This is a genomic window from SAR202 cluster bacterium, from assembly GCA_016872355.1.
GTDB lineage: Bacteria > Chloroflexota > Dehalococcoidia > Lucifugimonadales > VGZY01 > VGZY01.
Window position 1 is genome coordinate 1 of the sequence record VGZY01000030.1, and the last position, 22,729, is coordinate 22,729.

14 protein-coding genes are annotated in these 22,729 nt (G+C 61.8%); 8 read left to right on the forward strand and 6 right to left on the reverse strand.

The genetic code is table 11. The features are described 5' to 3' along the window. The first annotated feature begins 259 nt into the window (after nt 1-259). A complete protein-coding gene (locus tag FJ319_08010) occupies nt 260-1,897 on the forward strand; it encodes an L-lactate permease (protein ID MBM3934231.1) in 1,638 nt (545 codons plus the stop codon). A gap of 2 nt (nt 1,898-1,899) precedes the next feature. After that, nucleotides 1,900-2,088 (forward strand): hypothetical protein, encoded by a 189-nt coding sequence (locus FJ319_08015; GenBank protein MBM3934232.1) that lies wholly within the window; start codon nt 1,900-1,902, stop codon nt 2,086-2,088. 276 nt (nt 2,089-2,364) lie between these two features. On the opposite strand, the gene FJ319_08020 is transcribed toward FJ319_08015, so the two are convergent. Both FJ319_08020 and FJ319_08025 read right to left on the reverse strand, forming a co-directional pair. Further along, nucleotides 2,365-8,430, reverse strand: coding sequence for a CHRD domain-containing protein (locus tag FJ319_08020; GenBank protein ID MBM3934233.1), 6,066 nt, complete (start codon nt 8,428-8,430; stop codon nt 2,365-2,367). A gap of 29 nt (nt 8,431-8,459) precedes the next feature. After that, nucleotides 8,460-11,729, reverse strand: a complete 3,270-nt coding sequence (locus FJ319_08025; protein ID MBM3934234.1) for a CHRD domain-containing protein — start codon at nt 11,727-11,729, stop codon at nt 8,460-8,462. Nucleotides 11,730-11,976: 247 nt separating this feature from the next. Between FJ319_08025 and FJ319_08030 the strand changes: the two genes are divergently transcribed. Next, complete coding sequence (locus FJ319_08030) at nt 11,977-13,125, forward strand: FAD-dependent oxidoreductase (protein ID MBM3934235.1); 1,149 nt, start codon at nt 11,977-11,979, stop codon at nt 13,123-13,125. Nucleotides 13,126-13,202: 77 nt separating this feature from the next. Beyond that, nucleotides 13,203-14,042, forward strand: coding sequence for a hypothetical protein (locus tag FJ319_08035; GenBank protein ID MBM3934236.1), 840 nt, complete (start codon nt 13,203-13,205; stop codon nt 14,040-14,042). On the opposite strand, the gene FJ319_08040 is transcribed toward FJ319_08035, so the two are convergent. Beyond that, a complete protein-coding gene (locus tag FJ319_08040) occupies nt 13,934-15,397 on the reverse strand; it encodes a hypothetical protein (GenBank protein ID MBM3934237.1) in 1,464 nt (487 codons plus the stop codon). The two genes, FJ319_08035 and FJ319_08040, sit on opposite strands and share 109 nt — an antisense overlap. A gap of 453 nt (nt 15,398-15,850) precedes the next feature. Next, on the reverse strand, nt 15,851-16,906 hold the full coding sequence (locus tag FJ319_08045) for a glutamine synthetase (protein MBM3934238.1): 1,056 nt from the start codon (nt 16,904-16,906) through the stop codon (nt 15,851-15,853). 235 nt (nt 16,907-17,141) lie between these two features. Between FJ319_08045 and FJ319_08050 the strand changes: the two genes are divergently transcribed. Next, nucleotides 17,142-18,731 (forward strand): response regulator, encoded by a 1,590-nt coding sequence (locus FJ319_08050; GenBank protein MBM3934239.1) that lies wholly within the window; start codon nt 17,142-17,144, stop codon nt 18,729-18,731. A gap of 83 nt (nt 18,732-18,814) precedes the next feature. Here FJ319_08050 and FJ319_08055 read toward each other — a convergent pair whose 3' ends face one another. After that, nucleotides 18,815-19,708 (reverse strand): fumarylacetoacetate hydrolase family protein, encoded by an 894-nt coding sequence (locus tag FJ319_08055; GenBank protein MBM3934240.1) that lies wholly within the window; start codon nt 19,706-19,708, stop codon nt 18,815-18,817. Between the two features lie 176 nt (nt 19,709-19,884). After that, nucleotides 19,885-20,199 (reverse strand): HU family DNA-binding protein, encoded by a 315-nt coding sequence (locus FJ319_08060; protein ID MBM3934241.1) that lies wholly within the window; start codon nt 20,197-20,199, stop codon nt 19,885-19,887. A 486-nt stretch (nt 20,200-20,685) separates the two neighbouring features. Here FJ319_08060 and FJ319_08065 point away from each other — a divergent pair, with 486 nt between their 5' ends. The 3 genes from FJ319_08065 (at nt 20,686) to FJ319_08075 (ending at nt 22,692) form a co-directional block, all read left to right on the forward strand. After that, on the forward strand, nt 20,686-20,883 hold the full coding sequence (locus FJ319_08065) for a hypothetical protein (protein MBM3934242.1): 198 nt from the start codon (nt 20,686-20,688) through the stop codon (nt 20,881-20,883). A 315-nt stretch (nt 20,884-21,198) separates the two neighbouring features. Further along, a complete protein-coding gene (locus tag FJ319_08070) occupies nt 21,199-21,846 on the forward strand; it encodes a PDZ domain-containing protein (GenBank protein MBM3934243.1) in 648 nt (215 codons plus the stop codon). 15 nt (nt 21,847-21,861) lie between these two features. Then, the gene (locus tag FJ319_08075; protein ID MBM3934244.1) at nt 21,862-22,692 is read left to right on the forward strand and encodes an FHA domain-containing protein; all 831 of its coding nucleotides are present in this window, start codon (nt 21,862-21,864) and stop codon (nt 22,690-22,692) included. Nucleotides 22,693-22,729: the final 37 nt, after the last annotated feature.

Here is a 22,729-nt window from a genome sequence, read left to right on the forward strand (position 1 = left end):
CGCCCCTCCAGAACAAGGTTCAGTATCTGTGCTCTCTTCGCTTCTCGCTCGGTCAAATGTAGTCCTCTCATGGACTGACATATTCACTGAGCAGTTACCTACTGACAATATCACTGAGCAAAGACATGGCCCGCCACGGCAGTTGACACAGCCGTCCCGCCTGCTTACAATCGCTCAGATTCGCGGCTGACTATACATAGACCGAGCGCCCCGAGCCATCGGGGCGCTTTGCCGTAACAGGGCCGCAATCGGAGTCCATATGGGTGGCGCAGGGCCTGAGCTGAACCTCGTTAATGTCCTCCTTGCCGCGGTCCCCGTGGCCATCCTCGTTGTCACGATCATCGCTCTCAAGTGGAGCGCCCCCCGCGCCGGCGCAGTCTCGTGGATCGTCGTCTCCGTCCTGGCGCTGGCGGTCTTCGGTGCGGACGCCCTTATCCTCGGGTCGGCAAGCTCGAAGGGCCTTAGCTTCGCCTTCTTCGTCCTTTCCATCATCTGGACTTCAGTCCTGATGTACAACGTCATCGACCGGCTTGGCGGCATCCATGTGATCGGCTCGACGATGACGCGTCTCGTTGAAGACCCGCTTGCCAAGGCGCTCGTGGTTGGATGGGCGTTCGCCGGCCTCATGCAGGGCGTTGCCGGCTTCGGCCTCCCCGTAGCGGTCGTAACCCCGCTCCTTGCCATTATGGGCTTCCGGCCCGCGACTGCCGCCGCCATCGCCCTCGTCGGCCACTCCTGGGCGGTTACATTCGGCTCCCTGGGCTCTTCCTACTACACCATCCAGCTCGTCAGTGGCCTTGAGGGCTCGGATCTCGGCCCTTACATGGCCGCCATGTTCGCGCCAGCCACCATATTCACGGGCTTTGCCGTTGCCCACCTGGAGGGCGGAATGAAGTCCGTCCGCCGCGGCGCGCCCGCCATCCTCATCATCGGCGGGGCCATGTCCCTTGCGCTGTGGGTTACGGCCGTGCTGGGCGCGTACCAGATCGCCTCCGTCGTCGCCAGCCTTGTGGGCTGCGGAGTGGGCTGGGCCGTCTCCCGAACGCGCCTCCTGGGCCGCAGGGCGGAGGTAGCCGTCGCAGCCGCCGACGCAGTGACCGCCGTACCCGAGACTGCCCCCAAGGCTGTGAAGGACGCCGCGGCCCCGCCGCCGAAGGGCATCAGCTTTCACATGGCCTTCCTTCCGTACTACCTGCTGATTGCCGTCAGCATCATCTCCCAGATACCCTGGGTGAAGGAACTTGGCTCAACATGGCAGTGGGGACTGAGCTACCCGGCGACGGAAACGGACCTTGGGTTCGCGGTCCTGCGACAGAATAACTACGCGGCGATCAAGTACCTCAGCCATCCCGCCCCGCTCATCCTTATCTCGCTCGCGCTCACATATCTTGTGTTCAGAATAAGAGGGCAGTGGAAGCCGGGTACGATAAAGGTCGCCTCTACGAAGACTTACAGCCAGTGCGTCTCCACGAGCGTGGGCGTGAGCATGATGGTCATGATGGCGCTGGTAATGATAGACACAGGCATGACGGCGCTGCTGGGGGAGGCGATTGCCAGGACGACCGGGCAGGTGTTCCCAATCTTCTCGCCATTTATCGGCGTGCTGGGCACCTTCATGACTGGCAGCAACACAAACTCCAACGTCATGTTCGGGGCGCTTCAGCTTGAAACGGGCGCTACCCTGGGCATCACGGCGGTGCTGATCGCCAGTATACAGTCCATCGGCGGCTCTTTCGGCTCCTCCATAGCTCCGGCGAAGGTGATGGTCGCCACAGCCATCGTCGGCCTGAACGGCAAAGAGAACGAGGTCCTGATGCGGACGATCCCGTACTGCATCGTCACCGTGCTCCTTGTCGGGTTGCAGGCGTGGCTAATGGTCACTTTCTTCTCAGGTTAACCATGGAAAAGGCAAAGCAAGACAAGCCGAAACTAAACAAGGCGAAGCTGAAAGAGGTTGCCCTGTGGGTGCTGACCGCGGCGTTCCCTCTCCTCTACGTAGCCTCCGTGCGGGCGGAAAGCGCCGTCGCCGCAGGAGTCGTGCTGCTGGTCGTTGCCGCCTCGGCCGCGACCGCGGCGATAGTCTTTTAGTGCCCCGCCTTCCGCCTTTTGCTACTCCATTCGTCTCTGGGCGCCGTCCATTCAGCCGCCCCTGAACGCCGCCTCCGCCACAATCGGCCCTATGCCTCGTCTTTTCAACGCGGTAACATCTTCAAGCATCAACTTTGTGAACAACCAGGGCGGGTTTGAGACCCGCCTATGCCGAGATTTGAGGCACCTCGTGGCTGTGCAAACGAAGAGGGCCCCCATCGCTGGGAGCCCACTTCTCATCGCCTGTTCTTCTACACGAGCGACGCTCGTTTCTCGCTAATCAATCCTGGTGAACGTCGCCGTCATGGACCTGCCGATTGCCACGCCCACGCCGTTCCGGGCGGTGACCTGCCACTCGTAGCTGCCGACGGGTAACTGGCTCGGGAAGGTGAAGGAAGTCGTCTCCACCGGCGCGCCGAACATCTCGGCGTTGGCGCCGGTATTCCTGAGCCTCACCACGTAGTCCGCCGTGCCGTCCAGCGCTTCCCACGTAAAGGTGGGAGTGGGGTTGTCCTCGTGCGTCACGCCAACAGGGTAGGTCGCCGTGACCTGCTTCGTAAGGTAGATCGTGCCGGCGTCCTCGTCGCCCGTGGGCGGCAGGGAGACCGACGTATGCGCGAGCGGCCAAAAGCCCTGGCCTACGGGCGCAATCGCCCATACCGTGTAGATCCCGGCAGGAGCGTTCTGGAGCGTAAACACGCCGCTGGAGTCCGTCAGCCCCGTCATGATGACAGTGTTGACTTCGTATTCGGCCGGCGCTTTCAGCTCCACCGTGACGCCTGGCATAACCGAGGCATCGAACATTACGGTGCCAGTCAGGACCCGCTCAACCGGGGCTGGGCCCACCGGGCCGCAGCCTTCGATCGTCGCGATGCCTACCAGGAACCGCAGCATCCTGATGGTGTCGCCGACGTTAAGCTGGCCGTCCCGGACGATGTCGCCCAGGTGCGCCTGCTGCTCGGTTGCGGTTATCCGCATTGTGATGATCTGCAGGCTGATAATCACGTCCAGAATGCTGACCTGGCCGTCGCCGTTAAGGTCGCCGCACATGCCCGTTATCACCGGCGTGGGCCGGTTGCCGAAGTGCATGCCGTTCAGGTGCATGCCGTCGTACACCATCGGCCTGTGGGCGCCGTCGCCCATCGGGAACGTCTGCGTCCAGCCCGACTGCCGCACCTCGCGGACCACGTACATGCCGGCGTCAAGGTCCGCAAAGCGGTACATGCCCGCCTCGTTGACCGCCGCCGTACCGATGTTATCGTCCATGGTGACCATGGAAGGCTCTCCGGAGTCCAGCATGCCGTTGTCGTTCAGGTCGAGGTAGACCGTCCAGCCCGGCAGGCTCGGCTCACCCTCGTCCCACATGCCGTTGTTGTTGATGTCCTTGAACTTGAAGACGCTGATGCTTCCCTTGACTGGGGTCAGCCTGTTCCCAAAGTTCAGCATGTTGAAAGTCTGGCCGGGCTCCAGGTGCACCATCTCCTGGCCCATCTCGGGCCTGGTGACCGTCCAGCCGGCCTGCTGAGTCTCGCGTATTACGTAGTCTCCGGCCGGCAGGCCGCCTATCTCCCAGTAGCCGAGCTCGCTCGGCTCCGTATCGGGATTATCAACCATAGTATAGGCGTAGCGCTCGTCGGTGTCCCACACGCCGTTGTTGTTGGAGTCTATAAAGATCTGCCAGCCGGGCATGCCGGGCCCGCCGTTGTCCCAGACGCCATTGTTATTGAGGTCATTGAACTTGTAGCCGCCCAGCTTGCCGGTCGAGGGGGCCGTCATCCGGTTGCCGAACGCCAGGTCCATGCGGACCTCGCCCTGGGCCAGCGTCACGACGTAGGAACCGTCGCCTGCCGGCGCGGTCTGCGTCCAGCCCTCCTGCACAACCTCGCGAATGACGTACGTGCCCGCGTCGAGGCCGGGGAAGAAGAACATACCCGTCTCGTTCCCAGGCGTGCTCGGGACGTCCATGCCCGTCATCATCCCGGGCTCGCCGTCGTCCCATGTGCCGTCGTTGTTGAGGTCCAGGTAGACGCCAACGCCTAACAGGGGAGAATCGCCCTCGTCGATGACGCCGTTGCCGTTGAGATCGTTGAACTTGAACCCGCCGATGCCGCCCTTGTGTTCCTTCGGGCCGCCCTCAGGGCAGGGGAGCATCCACAGGATCTTGTCCATGTCCGTTGCGCCGCTCGTCTTGCGCAGGCGGAAGTGGCCGTTAAGGCCCGTAATCTTGATGACGTAGCTGTCATCAGTCGCGCCCAGGAACCCGACCGGAGTCGGCGTGCCGGGCGTCAGCGACACCGTCGTCGGCCCAATGATCGTGGCCATCGTCGATGCGCTGAATATCTCGATAGTAGCCGACGTGGACTGCGGAGGCACGCCCACGCCCGCGGGGTCCGTCTCGAGCTCAATCCAGACGTCTTCGCCGGTCGCGGTCCTGATGGCCCAGTACTGGTCCGTATCCTCCAGGTACCGCGGGTCTGAGTTGAAGCCGATAGAAAGGTGCGGGTTGTCCTTGCCCAGCTTGTAGTGCCGGGCCGTGCCGCTGAACGAGACAGTAACGTCGTAAAGCTTGTGCGGCAGCAACGACAGATGCAGCCAGCCCTCGGCGTCGCCGGTGGCCGGATGGTTGACCGTTATCGTCTGCGTGCCCGCCTCGTCAACGACCGTGACGGTAATGGAACCCGTCTCGGAAGCATTGACGGAAGAAGCGACCACGCGGAAGTCGACCGGCGCGGTGGGAGCGGTAGGCTCCGTCCACGCCAGCTTCCAATCGTGAGTCTGGTCCCCTTCGAATATGCCGATAACGCAAGAGCAGTCTTCAGGCTGCCCTCCGTCGCCGGTCTCAAAGTTGCCGAAGTCAAGCCCGCCTATCGCCCCGCCAGCGTGCACATCGATCTGGTGCGTGCCGTGCGACGGGCCGACGAGGTTGCGAAGCTCGCCGTCCGGGTACTGCTCGGTATGAATGTCCAGGTACAGCATTCCGTTTTCAAGCATATCTATCTGCTGCTGCACCGTCAGGCCCTCGCCTGCTATGTCGGCAAGCTGGACGTAGCCCATTGCAGGGCCGCCGATGGCCCACTGGAGCGGGTCGACGGCAGCCAGGAGGTCGTAGAGAACGTTGCCGACCTCCCCGACCGCGCCGCGATGGATGTGAATTCCGGTCACGTCGCTTGCGACCCACTGCATGCCAACGTAGAAATGAAGGGTGTTGTCCTGCGGATTGAGGTTGAATACACCCCAGCCCCTTGCCGTCGATGTCGTGCCGGTGGGCGAGACGTACTGTCCTTCCAGTATCGACCACCAGCGCGGCGGGTAGCTCTGGAACCAACCGTCCTGCGGGACTTCGCGGACCGAGTGCGGGCCTGGCGGCACGTTCTCGATCATCCACATGCCATTCTCGTCTGTGATGGCGAAGAGCTCGCCCTCGGTCCAGACGCCCGTCGGCGCAAAGTCGTCGACGAATATCTTCCAACCGGCCAGGGGCGGCTCTCCGGACTCCCATACGCCGTTGTGGTTCCGGTCGTTCCACTTCTGGCCGTAGATGATGCCGCCGGTGGGCGCCAGGGCGTTTCCGAACTGCACGTTTATGAGGAACATCCCGGGGTCCAGGTTAACGTCGTAGTAGCCGGGTGTGAGCGGCTGGGTCTGCATCCAGCCGGCCTGCTGCTCCTCGCGCACGTACACCAGCACGCCCGCGGGCACGCTCTCAATCGTGAAGACGCCGTTCATGTTGGTGATCGAGTAAGGCTCGTTCAGGTCCCACGACCCGTTCATGTTAAGGTCAACGTATATGCGCCAGCCGTAGAGGCCGGGCTCGCCGTCCCTCTGGCCGTTGCGATTCTCGTCGTTGTACTTCACGCCGGAAATCGTGCCTGTCGGCCCCGTCTCAAAATGTATCCCGAAGGTCAGGTGGACCTCGGAGCCGGGCTCAACATCCGAGAAGCACTGGTCGTCAAAACTGGCCGGGTAGGTCTTCACGGCGCTGGGCGGCAATGAGACCTGGAAACAGTTGTTAATTTCGATCGGCAGGTCGTGCATTTCGTACCAGCCGGTGGAGTCTGTAGTGGTGGCCGGACCGGAGGGAACGCACGCGCCGGATTCATCCGCCCGGCACACTTCGATCCCCTCGATGACCGTCTCTCCGCTGTCCCAGTTGCCGTTGCCGTTCGTATCGTTGAATACGAATCCGGAGACCGCGAAAGTCTGTGCATCCCTGCGGTTGCCGAAGCCGGCGAAAAGGGCAAAGATCGGCTGGGCAGGCGTTGGTGTGATCTCCCAGTATCCGGCGGCCGGATAAGTCTGGGTCCAGCCCGGTTGTTGAACCTCTCGTATGCGATACGTAGCGCCAAAGGGCAGGTACATGAATCTGAACCACCCGCCGTCGTCAGTTACGCTGACGGGCTCGTCCACATCCAATTCGCCGTTGTTGTTTACGTCGATGTAGATAGTCCAGCCCGGAAGCATGGGCTCTGACGATGTTTGTGAACCGTCGCCATTCAGGTCATTCCACTTTCTGCCGGCAACCTGGCCGGGCAGGTACCTGTTGCCGAAGGCGGCAGGGTTCACAACTTCCATCGTAGTATCGTCAAGGTAGACCTGCCAGGACATGCCGAGAATCGGGAACGTCTGCAGCCAGAATTGCTGATGGACCTCCCTCACAACGTAGGTGGTGTTTAGAGCAAGGTTAACAAAGTGGAACCACCCGCCGTCGTCAGTTACGCTGACGGGCTCGTCCACATCCAATTCGCCGTTGTTGTTTACGTCGATGTAGATAGTCCAGCCCGGAAGCATGGGCTCTGACGATGTTTGTGAACCGTCGCCATTCAGGTCATTCCACTTGTGGCCCGAGACACTGGCCAGCGGTAGTTGTTTGTTGCCGAAGTTCAAGCCTTCCTCGACCGGCCCGGCCTGGAACCAGGCCTCGTGGTATCCCGCGGCCGGATAGGTCTGCGCCCACCCGACGGCCGGGAGTTGCTCGCGGACGATTACCGGCAGGTTGGTCATGCTTACGGTGAGCTGGTAATGGCCCGTGCCGTCTGTATCGGCCCAGGGCTCGCCGGAGTCCAGAAAGCCGTTGTTGTTGAGGTCGGCGTAGAATCGCCAGCCGGCAAGGCCGGCTTCGCCATCCGCCTGGTCCCAATCGCCGTCGCCGTTAATGTCCTCCCACTTGTAGCCGGAGATCAGGCCGTCCGGGGGCAACTGCCTGTTGCCGAAGTCCATGTAGGTCTTGCCGATGGTCAGCGAGGCAACGTGGTGAGGGACGCCGTTCGCCGGGAACGTCTGCTCCCAGCCGTGCTGCTGCTGCTCACGCACGTAGTAGCCCGCGCCTGCGGCCAGGCCGTGAATTTCGTAGTAGCCGTTGCTGTCTGTGACGGCGTACGGTTCGGCGGCGTCGAGCGCGGCGTTGTTGTCCAGGTCGACGTAGATCGACCACCCTGCAAGGTAGCTCTCGCCGGTTCCAACGAACGTGTCGCCGTCCTGGTCGTGCCACTTGTAGCCGACGATGGAGCCGACGGGGGTCTCCGGCCGGTTGCCGAAGTGCCTGATAAGCTCCGATCCCGGCGGATAGGTGTTGAGCTGGTGATAGCCGGAAGGCGGCCATGTCTGGACATAGCCGGACTGCTGCACCTCGTAGATGCGCACGCCCGTGTTGGGAATGCCGGACAGGGTGAAGAAGCCGTTGTTGCCGGTCTCGGTTGTAGGCTCACCAATGTCGAACGCGCCGTTGCCGTTCACGTCGGCAAAGACCCAGAAGCCGAAGATGCCGGGCTCGCCAGAGTCCATGGCGCCGTTGCCGTCGTCGTCGCGGAACTTGAAGCCCGAGACGTTCACGGTGTTGGGTATGCTGGTGTCCGTTACCGGGCGGAACCCGATCGATATGACGCGGAACGGCCCGTAAGACGGCGGGTTGAAGACCGGGTCCGTCTGGAACACGTTGTTCATCGCCGCGGGCTTGTGCGTCATCGTCCCGCGAATACGGGTCTGGTTGGAGGCCGGTATCCAGTTGGCGCCGCCGTCGATCGACAGCTCGGTGAAGATGTCGAAGAAGCTGTCTACCGTCCCAACAGACGTGAACGGCGGCACGTCCAGCGTCCCGGGCACGTTATTGACCGTCTCCCTGAGCATGCCGAGCGACTGCAGGGTCGGGCTCTCCCTGACAATCACAGGTCCCATCGAGGAGTGCCCGACGAGGTTCATAGCAATCATCTCGGTCTGCACTTCCTCAAGCCCGTCGCCGTTGTGGTCCTGGGCGGAGCCTTCTGCTCCGGGGAAGAACACGAAGACCATGGAGGAGCCTGTCAGGTAGACGTTTTCGATACCGGCCGGCGTCTCAAGCGTTACCATCGCCGAGGTGTTCGGGTAGAGGTCCTGCTCTATGAACGGGCCGCCCGAAGTATTCTTGCGCCGAAGTCCCCTCCATGCCCGGAGAAAGGCCCGACATGGTCCAGGAAATGGCGCCCGTCGCCCTCGCTCGGGAAGGTGCGGCTCCAACCGATCGGCAGAACGTGGTTGATGTAGTAGAACGAGGCCGGGACAACGTCCAGGAACTCGTAGAAGCCGTCCCCGTCCGTCGTCCTGAACGGCTCGCCCGAATCGCAGCTTTCGTTGTTGTCGATGTCGAGACAGACGGTCTGGCCGGACAGTCCCGGCTCATCGCCGTCGCGGACGCCGTCGCCGTCAAGGTCGTTCCACACGTGGCCGGAAATGGAGGCGTAGGCGATGTCTGACTTGTTGCCGAAGATCACATCGATGATTTCGTCACCGGACCCAAGATTTTCGATCAGGTGCCGGCCGCCGTTGGTGAGAGGCAGGGTCTGCGTCCAACCCGACTGCTGGATCTCTCCCACCATGTAGCTCCGACCGGTCTGCAGGGCCGGGAACTCGAATAGACCGTCGGCGTTCGTCGTGGAGATTGGCTCTCCATCAGTGAATTCGCCGTCGTTATTCAGGTCGAGATATATATCCCAACCCTCTATCGGCGGCTCGTCGATGTCCCATCCGCCGTTGCCGTCAAGGTCGTTGAACTTGAAGCCCAGGATGGCGCCCGGCGCAAGGTTCTCGCGGTTGCCGAAGAACACCGGCCCTGCGTTCTCGCCGGCCACAACGTTTACGAACGCCCCACCGCCGTTTGGCGCGGTCTGCGTCCAGCCGGCCGGTGTTACCTCGTCCACGATGTGAGTTCCTGGGGCGACGTTGTGGATGACGAACGCGCCGAACTCATCGGTGACGGCCGAGAGCTCGCCGCTGTCGTGCAGGTCGTTCTCATTGTTGTCGAGGAAGATCGTGACGCCCTGGATGCCCGGCTCGCCCTCGTCGCGCTGGCCGTTGCCGTTCAGGTCGTTGAACTTGATGCCGGAGACCGTGCCAGTCGTGGGCGCGTTCGGGTCCCGCTGGTTGCCGAAGTCAATGCCGGTCCGGGTCTGGTCGGCGATCACGTTAACGGTGTAGCCGCCCGGAATGCTCTTCATCAACTGGCCGCGGATCTCGCCGCCGGGGTTGGCGCTAGTGTGAATGTTGACGTAGAGCAGCCCGTCCTTGAGGCGCTGCTGGTTCGTTGGGCTGAGCGAGACGGTCTGTGTCCCGCCGCTGGACATGCCGGAAAGGTCGACAAGCACGCCCGCGTTTTGCAGCGTCGTGCCGGGACCGTGTATGTGCATGGCCGTCTTCGGCCCCGTCAGGTCCTGCCACGTCACCTGGATGGTGAACTCGGACGCAAATTGCGGCTGGTGGTTCCACATACGGGCAAAACCAGTGCCCGGGGAGTTGATGGGCGGGTTCGCCACCTCCTTCGCCGCGTTGAGGACGGCCGCGTATTCAGGGCCAGGGCGAGTCTGTATCCACCATTGCTGCGGGACTTCGCGCACGGCATACGTGCCTACCGGGATGCCCGCGATGGTGTATGAGCCGTCGGCTGCGGTCCGCGCGAAGGGCTCGTTAATGTCCCATTCGTTGTCGCCGTCATAATCGATGTATATGGTGAAGCCCTCGATGCCTGCCTCACCGGCGTCGCGAACGCCGTTACCGTTCGCGTCGTTGAACTTCACGCCTGTGACCGCTCCGGATGGAGGCTCGTCGTCGTCCATGATCATGATGTCCGCGCTGTTGGTCGCGGAAACGTTCGGCGAGGAGCCGCCGGACTGGAAGTGGAGGAAGAACGTCTCGTCGGACTCGACGGTATTGTCTTCAATTGTGTTGATGTTAACGTTCTTGCTCTGCTCGCCCACGTCGAAGGTGGTGCTCGAGTTCGCGGCCTCGTAGTCCTCGCCCTCGGTTGCCGTGCCCGCCTGGGTGGCGTACGCGACGGTGACCGGCTCATCGGCTGGCCGGGAGAGAGTGAGAACAACCGTGGATATCTCGCCCTCGGCGACCGTGTGATTCACGGAGAACGCAACTGTATAAGGCTCGGGGGCGCCCACGTCGTTGTCTGCGATTTGGAGGAACGCCGACTGGATAGGCTCGGGAGTCACGTTCGTGGAACTAGAAAGGTCGAAGAACAGGAAGAAGCTCTCGATATCTGCCTCATCCTCAATATCGTCCACCGTTCCGATCGAAACGGTCTTCGAATTCTCTCCAGGAGAGAAAATAATTGGCCCGCTGAACGGTATGTAGTCCTCGTGCGCTTTGGCGGAGTTGGGCCAGACATCCTCTTCGTAGTTGAACGTGTAGACGACCACTATCGCCTGATCGCCGGCGGCAACGGGCCGGTCAAGTGTGAGAGACACATTCGTGTTCTGTCCCTCTTCGACGGGGTCCGGGCTTAGGAAATGGACAATATAAGGGTTGGAGGGCGCGCTATCATCATCGAGGATCGTGATCTCGACCTCGGGCGCAACTGCGGCCACAACGTTGTCCTGGACCATCGAAATGTCCAGGCCGAAGAAGAAGGTCTCGTTCCCTTCGGCCAACGCGTCTCCAATAGTCGCCAGAGTAAACGTAGCGGACGACTCGCCTGGATTGAACCACGTCTCCCAACTGCGGTCGTCGTAGTCCGATCCTGCGGTGGCGGTGCCGGGGGAGAGGATGAAGTTCACGATGAGCGGTGAGTCCGGGGCGGTAACGGCGCGGTCGAGGTTGACGGTGATATCGTCGTTGCCCTCTGAAACCTCCGTGGGCGCGTCAAAAGAGACTATGTAGTCCTCGCCGCCGTCGTCAATGATGTTAATGGTCGTGACGCCGTCTTCACTTGCGTCGAAATCCACCGGCCCAACGAAGCTCTGAAATGTGGCGACGAAGAACTCGTATGGGTCAACATCGGAGTCCTCAATAGTCTGGACTGTCCACGTCTTTGACGACTCTCCAACCCCGAACATCAGTGTTGTAGAGCCGCTGACGAAATCGACGTCCGTGCCGGCTGAGGCCATGTCCTGTGTCATAACTTCGACGCCTACGGCGGCTTCGGCCGGCCGGTCCAGGAGAACGGTAAGTTGGACTGCTTCGCCCTCTCGCACAGGGTTGAAGTTGACGTCCCACCGGACGGTGTGTGGGTCCCCCGCGGCGGCGTCTGCCCGGGAGGCCAGGCCGTTGGAGACGATGAGCGCCAGTGCCGCCAGCGCCATGAGTATCGCGAGCCTGACGGCATTTGTGCGCCGCGTCCCGTGAGAAATAACCGCCGTGCGAGACCGTTGAGAAGTGCGCCGGTTCATCTCTGTGTATCTCCTGCCGTGAGGCTGTATTTACGCGGGTTTTCGTGAGACGCGTACGTGAAGTCCCTATACTGGACCCCGCTAATGGCGCTCAAGTGATATCCACCACCCACTAATGAGTCAACGTCTGATAGCACAAACCGCCTAGTCCATTTCACTCACCCGCAGGATGGCGCGCCGGTATGTTAACCTTGATGTGCCTCCTGGCCATCCCGGATAGGCTCAGATTTTTTGAAGACTCAACCTCATGCCTCAACCCCTTGAATCACTCCCCAAGCAGCGCGCTGTGGCAGACGTTGTGATCGTCGGCGGCGGCATCGTCGGCGCGGCCACGGCGTACTACCTTGCCAATGCGGGAGTAAAGTGCACCCTGCTGGAGCGCGACTCCATAGCCAGCCACGCCTCCGGCTTTGCGTACGGAGGCATCGGCGGGCTGGGGGAGGGGACCGTGCACTCGCCCACGTTCCCGATAGCTACCGAAGGCTTCCGGCTGCACCGTCAGCTCGCGCGCGAGATTAAACTCGAGAGCGGTGTGGACCCCGAGTATCGCGACCGTCCCGTCCTGGCGCTGGCGTTCGACCGCGCGGAGGCGGATGCGATGCAGGCCCACCTTCGCTGGCAGAAGGAGCAGCAGGGGTACTCAGTGAGCTGGCTTGGCGCTTACGAGCTGCGCGCGCTTGAGCCGCGCATATCGGAGCGCGCACACGGCGCGGTGCGGATCGACGGCACGGCGGACGTTGACCCCTACCGCCTCGTCCTCGCGCTCGCGCAGGCGGCGGAGGCCAGGGGCGCGACCGTCCGGTCGGCGGAGGTTGTCGGCCTGGACATATATAAAGGTAAGGCAGTGGCAGTCCGCACGCGCCTGGGGTCCATACCCTGCGGCGCCGTGGTGGTCGCAAGCGGCCCCTGGGCCGCCGAGTGCGGCCGCTGGCTCGGCTTCCGCCTGCCTGTGAGGCCGCTCAAGGGCCAGATCCTGAGGCTGCGGATGCCCGGGCCGCCCGTTGGGTTCTCAATAGGGTGGGGCAAGCACTACGCGACGACGAAGCCGGACGGGCTGCTGTGGGCGGGCTCTACCGAGGAGGACGCCGGCTTCGACGAGACCGCCACTGCGGCAGGCCGCGACAGCATCATGTCTGCCCTGATGCGCATGGCGCCCTCGACAGCGGACGCGCTGCTGGTGCGGCAGACCGCATGCCTCCGCCCCGTCACTCCGGACGGCCTGATCGCGCTCGGCCCCGCGCCCGGCGTGGAGGGCGTGTTCATCGGCACAGGCGGAGGCAGGCAAGGCATCGTCCTCGGGCCCGCGATGGGCATGGCGCTGGCGGAGCTGGTCGTCAGCGGCACGTCCGCGTTGCCGATAGCTCCGTTCGACCCAGGCCGGTTCGTGAGCGCGTAGGTACTTAACATTTCCGGCCCTCCGTCCGACAATGGACGGACTGGTCCCCAAGTGCGTTCCTCGTCCAATGGTGGAAGATGGCACGGTTGCCTCAAATCATCATCGTCCTGCTACTTTCGGCCGCGGCGTGTGCCGCGCTTCTGCAGGACACGCCCGCGTCTGCCGCGCCGGCCGGCCAAACGGTAACATGCGGACCGCCGTGCCTGAAAATAGTAGACACCTCCACGGGGCTACCTGCCGTCTCCGGGCAGGCAGGTAGCCAGGTGAAGCTGCGGGTGTCCGTCGATGGGGCGACCAGCCTTGCCGGGCTTCAGTTTGAGCTCCGCTACAATCCTGCCGTGGCGACGGTGGCAAGCACGGCGCAGCTAACCGGCGGGTCGTATCTCGCGAACGTCCTGAACTCAGAGGGCAAGACTATCATGGTGATAGCGTCCGCCCAGAATTTCACCACCGCCAATCTCAACATCGCCGACGTTACATTCACTCTTGGCGGCACGTCCGCGTCCACGGTGGTGACGTTTGCCGGCGTGGTGGCGTACGACCAGAACACTTCTTCCCGTGCAGTCAACTCGATGAGCGCAACCGTCACTGTGATCGGCCCGACGGCAACCCCGACCCGCACGAGTACCCCGGTACCGCCGACGGCCACGCGCACGCCAACTCCGACCTTTACCGCCACGCGAACGCCGACGCCGGTCTCTCCCACCGCGACTCGGACGGCCACGCCCACCAACACGGCGACGCTGACGCCGACGCCCACGCTCACTCCGACCCACACCCTGACGCCGACGCACACGCCGTCGCCCACTCACACGCTCACGCCCACGGCGACTCTAACGCCTACGCCTACGCTCACGCCGACACCGACGGTCACGCCGACGCCAACGCTTACGCCGTCGCCGTCCTTGTCCGTGTAGCCAAGGTTGGCCATGATCTGCTTGGCCTTGTTCAGATCGTACTCAATGTCCAGTGTCGTGTACTGAGCGCCGGGGAAGTAAGGCGTGGACTCATGCGGGACCATGTTGCGGGGAACGCCCAGGCCGGAGGCGGCCGTCTCGTTCGTGGAGTTCCTGTCCCACGCCAGGGACAGCGCAATGCGGAAGTCCTTGGTCCTGAGCAGCGCGCCGATCTCAGGGTCCTGTACGAACTCCTGGTTTACGGTCAGCGTGGAGTCCGCGCCGTCGGGAGAATCGTGCTTGAGAACGGAATAGTCGCCCTTCTCCATGTTCTGGAGGTAGAGCGGCATCTCGTTCAGAAGCAGGTCGTTCTTCAGGTAGTCGCTCTCGGCGTTCATCATTCTGAAGGCGCTGACGGCCTGGCTCTCAACCTTGAAGCCATGGATGCCGTCCATGTACGGGAGCTGGTTTCCGTCCGGGTCTACGCCGAAGAAGTAGTGGTTGCGGTCGAACTTGACCTCGTTATCGCTGACCGAGGTCATTATGAAACCGCCCATCCACGGGAGGAAGTGCTCTCCCTTGTAGATGTAATTCGCGTCGAAAGTGGTCGGAATGGCGGTCGAGGGCGTCGACGTGTACCGCGAGTAGCTGCGGATGGTCGTGAACAGGCGCACCCAGTCCGGCTGGTTGTACTGCGTCAGCAGGGCCGGAATCTCGGTCGCGTTGTACTTGATGTGGTAGCGCTTCTGCACGTGCGAGGGCGAGATAAAGCAGCGCGGGCAGCCGTGCATGCCCGAGAAGATGTTCATTGCAGAGGACTCGGCGAAGCTGAAGTTCGGGTCATCGAAGGTGACAGTGAAGGTTACATCGTCAACGAACGTGACCTTCATGTCGTTGCCGGAGATCGGAGAGGTCAGCACGGCGGGAAGGCCGGGCATGAGCTCCTTGTTGAGCACCAGGTCCTCAAGAGCGAAGCGGACGTCTTCCATGGTGAACGGGTAGCCGTCCGACCAGCGGGAGCCTTTGCGGATCTTGAAAGTGAAGACCCTGCCGTCCGAGCTGCCTGTGAACTCCTTGAAGATGTTCGAGATCAGCCGCAGGCCGGCCGCATCCATGCCGAGGCCGAAGCCCAGGCCCACACCGTCCGGCTCGTCCAGACCGGTGGAGGTCACGCGCAGAATGCCGCCGTATACGCCAGCCTCATCGAACGGCACCATGACGAGGATGTCGTCAGCCACCGGGAGGCGCTGGTTGAGCGGCAGGATCCTACCCTGCGCAACGAGCGCGGCGGAAGCAGGGGACTCCTTGAACGTCGTGGGCCTTGGGCCGCTGTAGACCCACTCAGGGTAGCCGCCCGGCTGAAGCGGGGGCGCCACGAAGGAGGTCCGGGTTGGAACGGCCGTTGGTGCGGCCGTGGGCGCCGCCGTCGGCTGGGTCGCCGGAGGGCTAGTGGGCGCGGGCGTCGGGTCCGAACCCGAGTTACAGGCAATACCTAACATGAGTGCTATCGCGCTAACGAACGCGATCAATAGCCTGGGACTTGTCCATCATTTCGGCATCGTCTGTCCTTCCTTGGGGTATGTAAAAGACTTGGGACCTCGGGACCTGCGTCTGCAGTCTGTCCGACTCCTTTCGAGCAGATTGAACCTTTCACAAAGCCTGCAGCGAAACTTAACACTCTGCCTTGGAAGATGTCAATACAGCATAGAAAAACTACATGAACCTCATAACCGGATGGAATGCCGTTAATAAGGGGAAAAGAAGAGGAGGCTGGTCCGACCAGCCTCCTCTTCTTTAATCCCGGCCAAGGGCGGCGCCCTGGCGGTAGCTTACTTCTTCGAGCCTTTAGCAGCGGACTTGGCGCCCGCGCCGTTTGCCTTGGCCCTGGCAGCCTCACCTACCCCGTCCATGATCAGGCGGGTGACGGTGTAGGGGTCCATGTTCGCGTTCGGGCGGCGGTCCTCGATGTAGCCCTTGCCGTCCCTTGCCACCTGCCAAGGAATGCGGATCGATGCGCCGCGGTCGGACACGCCGTAGCGGAACTCCTTGTAAGAGCAGGTCTCGTGCCGGCCCGTCAGGCGCTCCTCAATAGCATGGCCGTAGTTCGAGATGTGGAGCTCGTGCCTCTTGCTCAGCGCCTCTGCGGCGTCCACGCACGGCTGGTAGCTGGAGCGCATGTCCTTCGTGGAGAAGTTCGTATGCGCGCCCGCGCCGTTCCAGTCACCCTTCACGGGCTTGGGGTAAAGAGTGGCGCTCACGCCAAAGTCCTCGCCCACGCGGTAGAGCAGCCAGCGGGCCAGCCACAGCTCGTCGGACGTCTTCAGCGCGTCGAACGGGCCGACCTGGAACTCCCACTGGGCGGGCATAACCTCGGCGTTGATGCCGGAGATGCCGATGCCGGCCTGGAGGCACGCCTCAAGGTGGGCCTCAACGACCTCGCGGCCGAAGACCTCGTCCGCGCCGACGCCGCAGTAGTAGCCGCCCTGAGGGGCAGGGAAGCCGTTGTCAGGCCATCCCAGCGGCCTGGCGCCCTCGAAGAACGTGTACTCCTGCTCGATGCCGAACCAGAACTCGAGGTCGGCATACTTCTTGGCGGAAGCGGCGCACGCGGCGCGGGTGTTCGTCGGGTGTGGCGTCATGTCGGTCAGAAGGACCTCGCACATGACCAGCACGTCGTTGCCGCCGCGGATTGGGTCGGGTACCTTGTACACCGGGCGCAGAACGCAGTCCGAGTTGTGGCCCGGGGCCTGCTGAGTGCTGGAGCCGTCAAAGCCCCAGATAGGGGGCTCTTCTCCCAGGGGTATAACCTTCGCCTTGGAGCGGAGCTTGCTTGTCGGCTGAGTGCCGTCGATCCAGATGTATTCGGCTCGGTAAACGTTCATCATTCCTCCGTCTGTATGTCAGTCCAGAATTGGCCTATCCGTTCATGATGATTTTCGTCCGCCGGTGTTTCTGAATTGTTGCCCGGATGTTAAATCTTTGTAACACGGACTCCGGACGCCCACCTGCCGGATATAGGGGAATACCCCGATGGCTTTTCCACATCGGAGCAGGTAAATTGGAGATGTAGGGAATCCAATTCAGTCTCGCACCGCAACCTGCGAATCGAGCAAGGAGACCATGAGCGCGTTGCACAGTCCGGCGGAACGGCCGGAAGCGGTCCGGCAACCAGTCCCCGACGCCGCGCGGCCAACCGCGACGCGGCTCCTGCTCGTGTCCGACAGGGATGATGACTTCACGCTCCTGAACGGCATCATCACCGGGTACCCGGAAGGCGCATATGCCCTCGAGTGGGTTCCCTCAATCGACGCCGCCGTCCAGGCGGGGGAGGCTGGGGCGGCGGACCTTATCCTTGCTGACTACATACTCGGCGAGCACAACGCCGCACACCTGGTTGAGGACCTCCGCAGGATGGGCGCGCATGTCCCAGTCATTGTTCTGGGTACTGGTGATGGCGGGGCCCTGGAAATGCCGGGCGCCCCAACCGGGTCCGTCAGGACAGTGAACAGGGATTCGCTACCGCTGGTTTTCGAGCTTGTCACTTCCCATATGATAGCGTTCGCCAGGCTTCAGTTTGAGCACGATGCGGTTGGCCGACGGCTGCTCCACGCGCAGAGAATGGAAGCCGTGGGCCAGCTCGCGCGTGGAGTCGCGCACGATTTCAACAATCTCCTGACAGCCATTCTATGTTACGCAGACCTGGGGCTTTCTACTCTCCCCACGGACGATTCAAACCTGGGAAACCTGAAAGAGATTCAAGAGGCCGCTCAACGGGCCGCGGGACTCACCCGTCAACTCCTGGCCTTCTCGAAGAAGCAGTACACAGAGCCGGCGCCTACAGAATTGAACGAGCTATTGTTGGGTTCCCACGCCATCCTGAAGCGTCTGCTGGGAAGCTCCATCGAGCTGGTTACTATTCCGGCGGATGGACCAGTAACCGCAGACGCCGATCCCGGACAGGTGGAGCAGGTAGTATTCAATCTGGCCATGCTTTCGCGCGACGCCATGCCTCACGGCGGCAAGCTGGTGCTTCAGCCAAAGATCGTTCAGCTCTCCGACGGTGATTCCGACCGATTGGGACTGCGTTCCGGCGACTGGGCTAAGATAACCATCGTCGATAACGGCGCGGCGGCGTCGGCCGAACATGTCGCACGGGCCACGGGATCCGCCGCAGATAGCGTAGATACCCCGGCCGGCCTGGGCCTCTCTACCTGCATGGGCCTGGTCAGGCAGAACGGCGGGGCAATCACGGTCGAAAGCCGTCCGGACGAAGGCACCACTTTTTGCGTGTACCTGCCGCTTTCCGAAGGGGGAACTGCGCCGACAGCGGAGGTCCCGGGGTCGGAGGGTACGGAGAAGGTGCTGGTTGTCGACGACGACGATGCGGTCCGGGATGCCATAGCTGTCGCCCTGCGGGCCAGGGGATATGAGGTAATGCAGGCAGGCAACGCCACGGACGCTTTAAGGACTGCCCTCAGGGCCACCGAAAGGCCGTTTGATCTCCTCATCACGGACGTTGTCATGCCGCTTATGAGCGGGACAGAGCTGGCGGCCCGGCTCCGGTCCAGCATAAGCGGCCTCAGAGTAATCTATACGTCCGGCTATGTGGACCTTGCCTTACCGACCGACAGGTTGGTGGGCGTCCTCGGCAAGCCCTTCACCACGGACGCAATTGCCAGGAAGGTCCGCGATACTCTGGACATGGTGTGAGCCGCCGGCCCTTCTGCAGTAAAAGTACGGGGCGGCGCCGGATATCGGCGCCGCCCCGATTTCATGTCCGGACGTTCAGGCCGCTATACCATTTCCACCTGGTTTTCGACGTATCCCACGCCCTCAAGGCTGATCGTCACCACATCGCCGGCCTGGAAGGCCGCGTTGCCATCCGCCACGCAGCCGCCTGTGTACATGATCGTCAGGTCTGGCGGCGTGTCATGCGCCACAGTCCAGCGGACAAGGTCTTCCGGCTGGCGCTGCAGCGCCGTCGTGGCCTGGACGCGGGCCACGTCCTTGCCGTTCCGCTTGTGAATAAGCTCCATCTTGAGGGCAGTAACGTTCGGCAGGGATTCCGGAGTGACGATGCAGGGGCCAAGGGACGCGCATCCCTTGAAGACCTTCGCAGGAACGTTCCACCAGTGTGTCTTGGTTGAGATAACACCCGCCACCTCGTTGCCGGTGCTGTAACCTACCAGCTTCCCCTTGTATATCACGATGACCAGTTCGCCCTCGGCGATCGTCTTTTCAGTGTCCGCGCGGAAGCCGATTCTGTCGAACGGGCCTACCAGGCGCTCCGGCGTACCCTTGTACATTATCGCCGGGCGCTCTGCAGCATAGGGGATCTTGTTCGATTCCGGCCACTTCTCAACGGTCTCGGGCGCCACCTTGTAGTTGCCCAGGCCGCCGGCCCACATTTCCGCCGGGTCGATGGGCCGGATTATCCTCGCGTCGCCGGAGCCCGTCTTCGACCACTCGATCAGCGTGTCCAATTTGTAGGTCTTGCCTCGGCCTTGCGACAGAACGCTTTTCGCAATTGAATCCACGCTCTGGCCCGTCAGGTGGCTAGCCTTCAGGAGGTCGACGAAGTCACCGACGCCGTCGTTGATAGAAGTAAGCGAAGCGAGTGTTCCGGGAGCGGTCTCCACGAGAATGTGTTTGCCGCCGAACTTTTCTTGAATTCTGTAGTAGCGCACTAAATTCCTCTGTTATTCATACAGTTGCAGTTGCTTGACAAGGCTTTCTCAGCCGCGCCAGAGTGCATTATGGGCCTTTGGCCTGTCACGTGCAACGATGGTCAAAAGAACAGGGGCGGTCAGGCGTTGCCTGGCCGCCCCCATCTTGGAGTCAAATGTTGCGGGTCTCGCGACCCTTACTTCTTGCCCTGCGCCGCCTTGTTCAGATCGGCGCCGGCGGTGAAGCCGACCCTCTTGTGGGAGGGGACCGTGATGAGCGCGCCGGCCCTGCCGCCGCGGATTGGCTTGACCTTCCGCGCCTTGACCGTTCGTACGGAGAAGGAGCCGAAGCCGGTGAGTACCACCCGGTCACCCTTCCTCAGCGCATCCTGAATGCTCTCAATGACCGCATTCAGGGCCGCCTCGCCCTGCGCCTTGGACCCGCCAAGCTTGGTTGCCACAGCGCCGGTGAGGTCACTCTTCCTGAGAACGCTATTCTTTCTTGCAGCCATTCTGCGAAATCCTCCCAAGTTTTTTTATAGCCAGTAGTCCGTTCGAATGCCTTCGCGACACGGGTGTCATCCGACCGTGACGCCTATGTCCTCCCTGTCGGCACCGATAGTATTTGGATGATAACGCAATGTCAAGTCCCCCAGACCATGAATTAACAGGCTTTATCGATTTGGGCGATAAATTCATATAAAATAGACAGATGTCAGTACAAAAGTTCCGGAAGAACTTTAAGACATGTACGGCGCCACGAAATTAAATTCGTGTGCCTGGAACCTTTCAAATCCGTGTATTTTCTTCACGCCGCAACACTTCCTATCGTCCGGTAGTGCTAATCCCACCGGGACGTGGCAATGAATGAGGGCTATCGGCTGAAATCATGTGGATGGATATTTGCCGCATCGGTATACTGAAGCTGAGAGCGCCGCAAGGCCTGTATTCTTTGCCGGGCGCAAACGTTTCCGACCAGGTCCATGGAATGGAGGAGCATGACGACTCCACAGAGTGACGACCAGGCGCTCGCACCGTCTGTCCATGACAGCGTTGCCGAGCCGTCTAACCCCTCGAGCGCCGGTGCCGGCAGGACCGCTGTGGTCCTTTCTCTCGGCATGCTGCTGGGGTTTTTCCTCGGCTGGTTCGCCTACCAGTCGCCGTGGAGCTCAAGTCGCGACATGGCTCCCCTTTAAGACGAGGAAATCGTCACTGCCGTCTTCGAAAGGGCCAGCAAAGCAGTAGTTGAGATTACTACCATCCAGGGACTGAGTGAGGGCGTCGGATCGGGATTCCTCATAGACAATGAAGGTCACATAGTCACAAATTTCCATGTCGTCGATGAAGCAGACTCGATCTCCGTCAGGCTCGCGGATGGGCGCAATATCCCTGGGGAGCGCCTGGGAGTTAGCAGGCTGGATGACCTGGCGGTAATCAAGGTATCCCCGGAGCTCGTACGCGGCATCGCGCCGCTGGAGTTCGCAGATTCCAGCAAGATCGTTCCGGGGCAGATGGCTATTGCGATCGGTAGCCCATTCAGGAATTTCAACTCAGTGAGCGTCGGTGTTGTCAGTGGGACCCGGCGTAGCACGGAAAACATTTCCACTCGCCGCCCGATAACGGACCTGGTGCAAACGGACGCCGCCCTGAACCCCGGCAACTCCGGGGGGCCGCTGCTGGACGCCAATGGTCTTGTTGTCGGAGTGAACACAGCCGTGCGGGTCCAGAACTCGGTCCAGATAGGTGTCGGCCTGGCTATTCCAAGCAACACGGTTGTTGGGCTGCTGGACCAGCTAAAGGTGGCTGGTGATGTTCGTCGGCCTTACATCGGCATTAGCGGCGAGTCTCTTACACGCGAGGTGGCACGCAGTCTGGGACTGGACACTGACGCCGGCATCCTGGTCCGCAGCGTTGTTGCAGGCAGCCCCGCCGAGAGAGCCGACCTCCGTGGCCTTGAGATAAGCCCGGTGAGGCGGTTAGGTGATATCGTCACCGCCGTGGATGGGCGAAGTGTCGCTTCCGTGGAGGAGATGGTCAGTTACTTTAACGGTCTTAAGCCAGGCGACGAGGTGGTCCTCACCGTCCTCAGGGACAACCACTCACGCCAGGTCCCCATCGTCCTCGATCCATGGCCGGACGACCTGCAGCAAGACAGGTAGCCCTGTCTGATTTGAATGCAGCAACGCGGGCGTAGACAGCCTGCAACCACTCTTCGTTCTTCCCGGAGGCGCATGACCCTATCGGAGCACCCAGTCATCACCATAAGTCGAGGCGGCGCAATCCTGATGGCCGTTCCTATGCGCAAGCTGAAAATGTCGATCGGGCGGAGCCTGGCGAACGATGTTGTCCTGGTGGAACCGGGAATATCCCGCTCGCATGTTGAAATCGAAAGAACGCCGTCCGGTTACATCATCAGGCAGGTCACGACTCTGGGGTCGATTGCCGTCAACGGGCGCCGGCTGGACGAGTCTGAAGCGGTCATCAACACCGGAGACGCCATATCAATCGGCGAAACCGGCGTGGAAATCACCCTGAGCCTGGGCGTTTCCCAGGACTTGCCGGTCAGCCCGGCCCCACAACTCGAACTGAAACCGGCCACATTGCCTGCTCCCCCCATAGCAATTGAGGTAGCTGCGGAGGCTGCCGAGTTCAAGCCACCCGCGCCTCCCGAGGCTGCCGGCAAGCCTCCGGCTTCCGCGCCGGACGTGCAAAGAAGCGCCTCGGACAGGCTCTACGAAGGCTCTGTCCTCCTGGATGTGAGGGCCGAAGGTAAGATCGATTCGGTGATGTCATTCGTACGCCAGCTCCGAAAGAGCCCGGACATGCGCTTCATGCGCATGGTCAACCGGCCCGGCGGCGTCGAGATAACACTCGGAGTGCGTCAGCCAATTCCCGTAAAGCGGATAATTGAAGCAATAGAAGATGTATCCGTTGTGGAAGCCGACATGTCCCAGGGGACGTCGGGCGAGTCGAGGTTCCTGGTGGAACTCGGGCGCAGGGCCTGATAGGCCGGTCCGCGTTGCCATCTACGGTGTCGCTTGA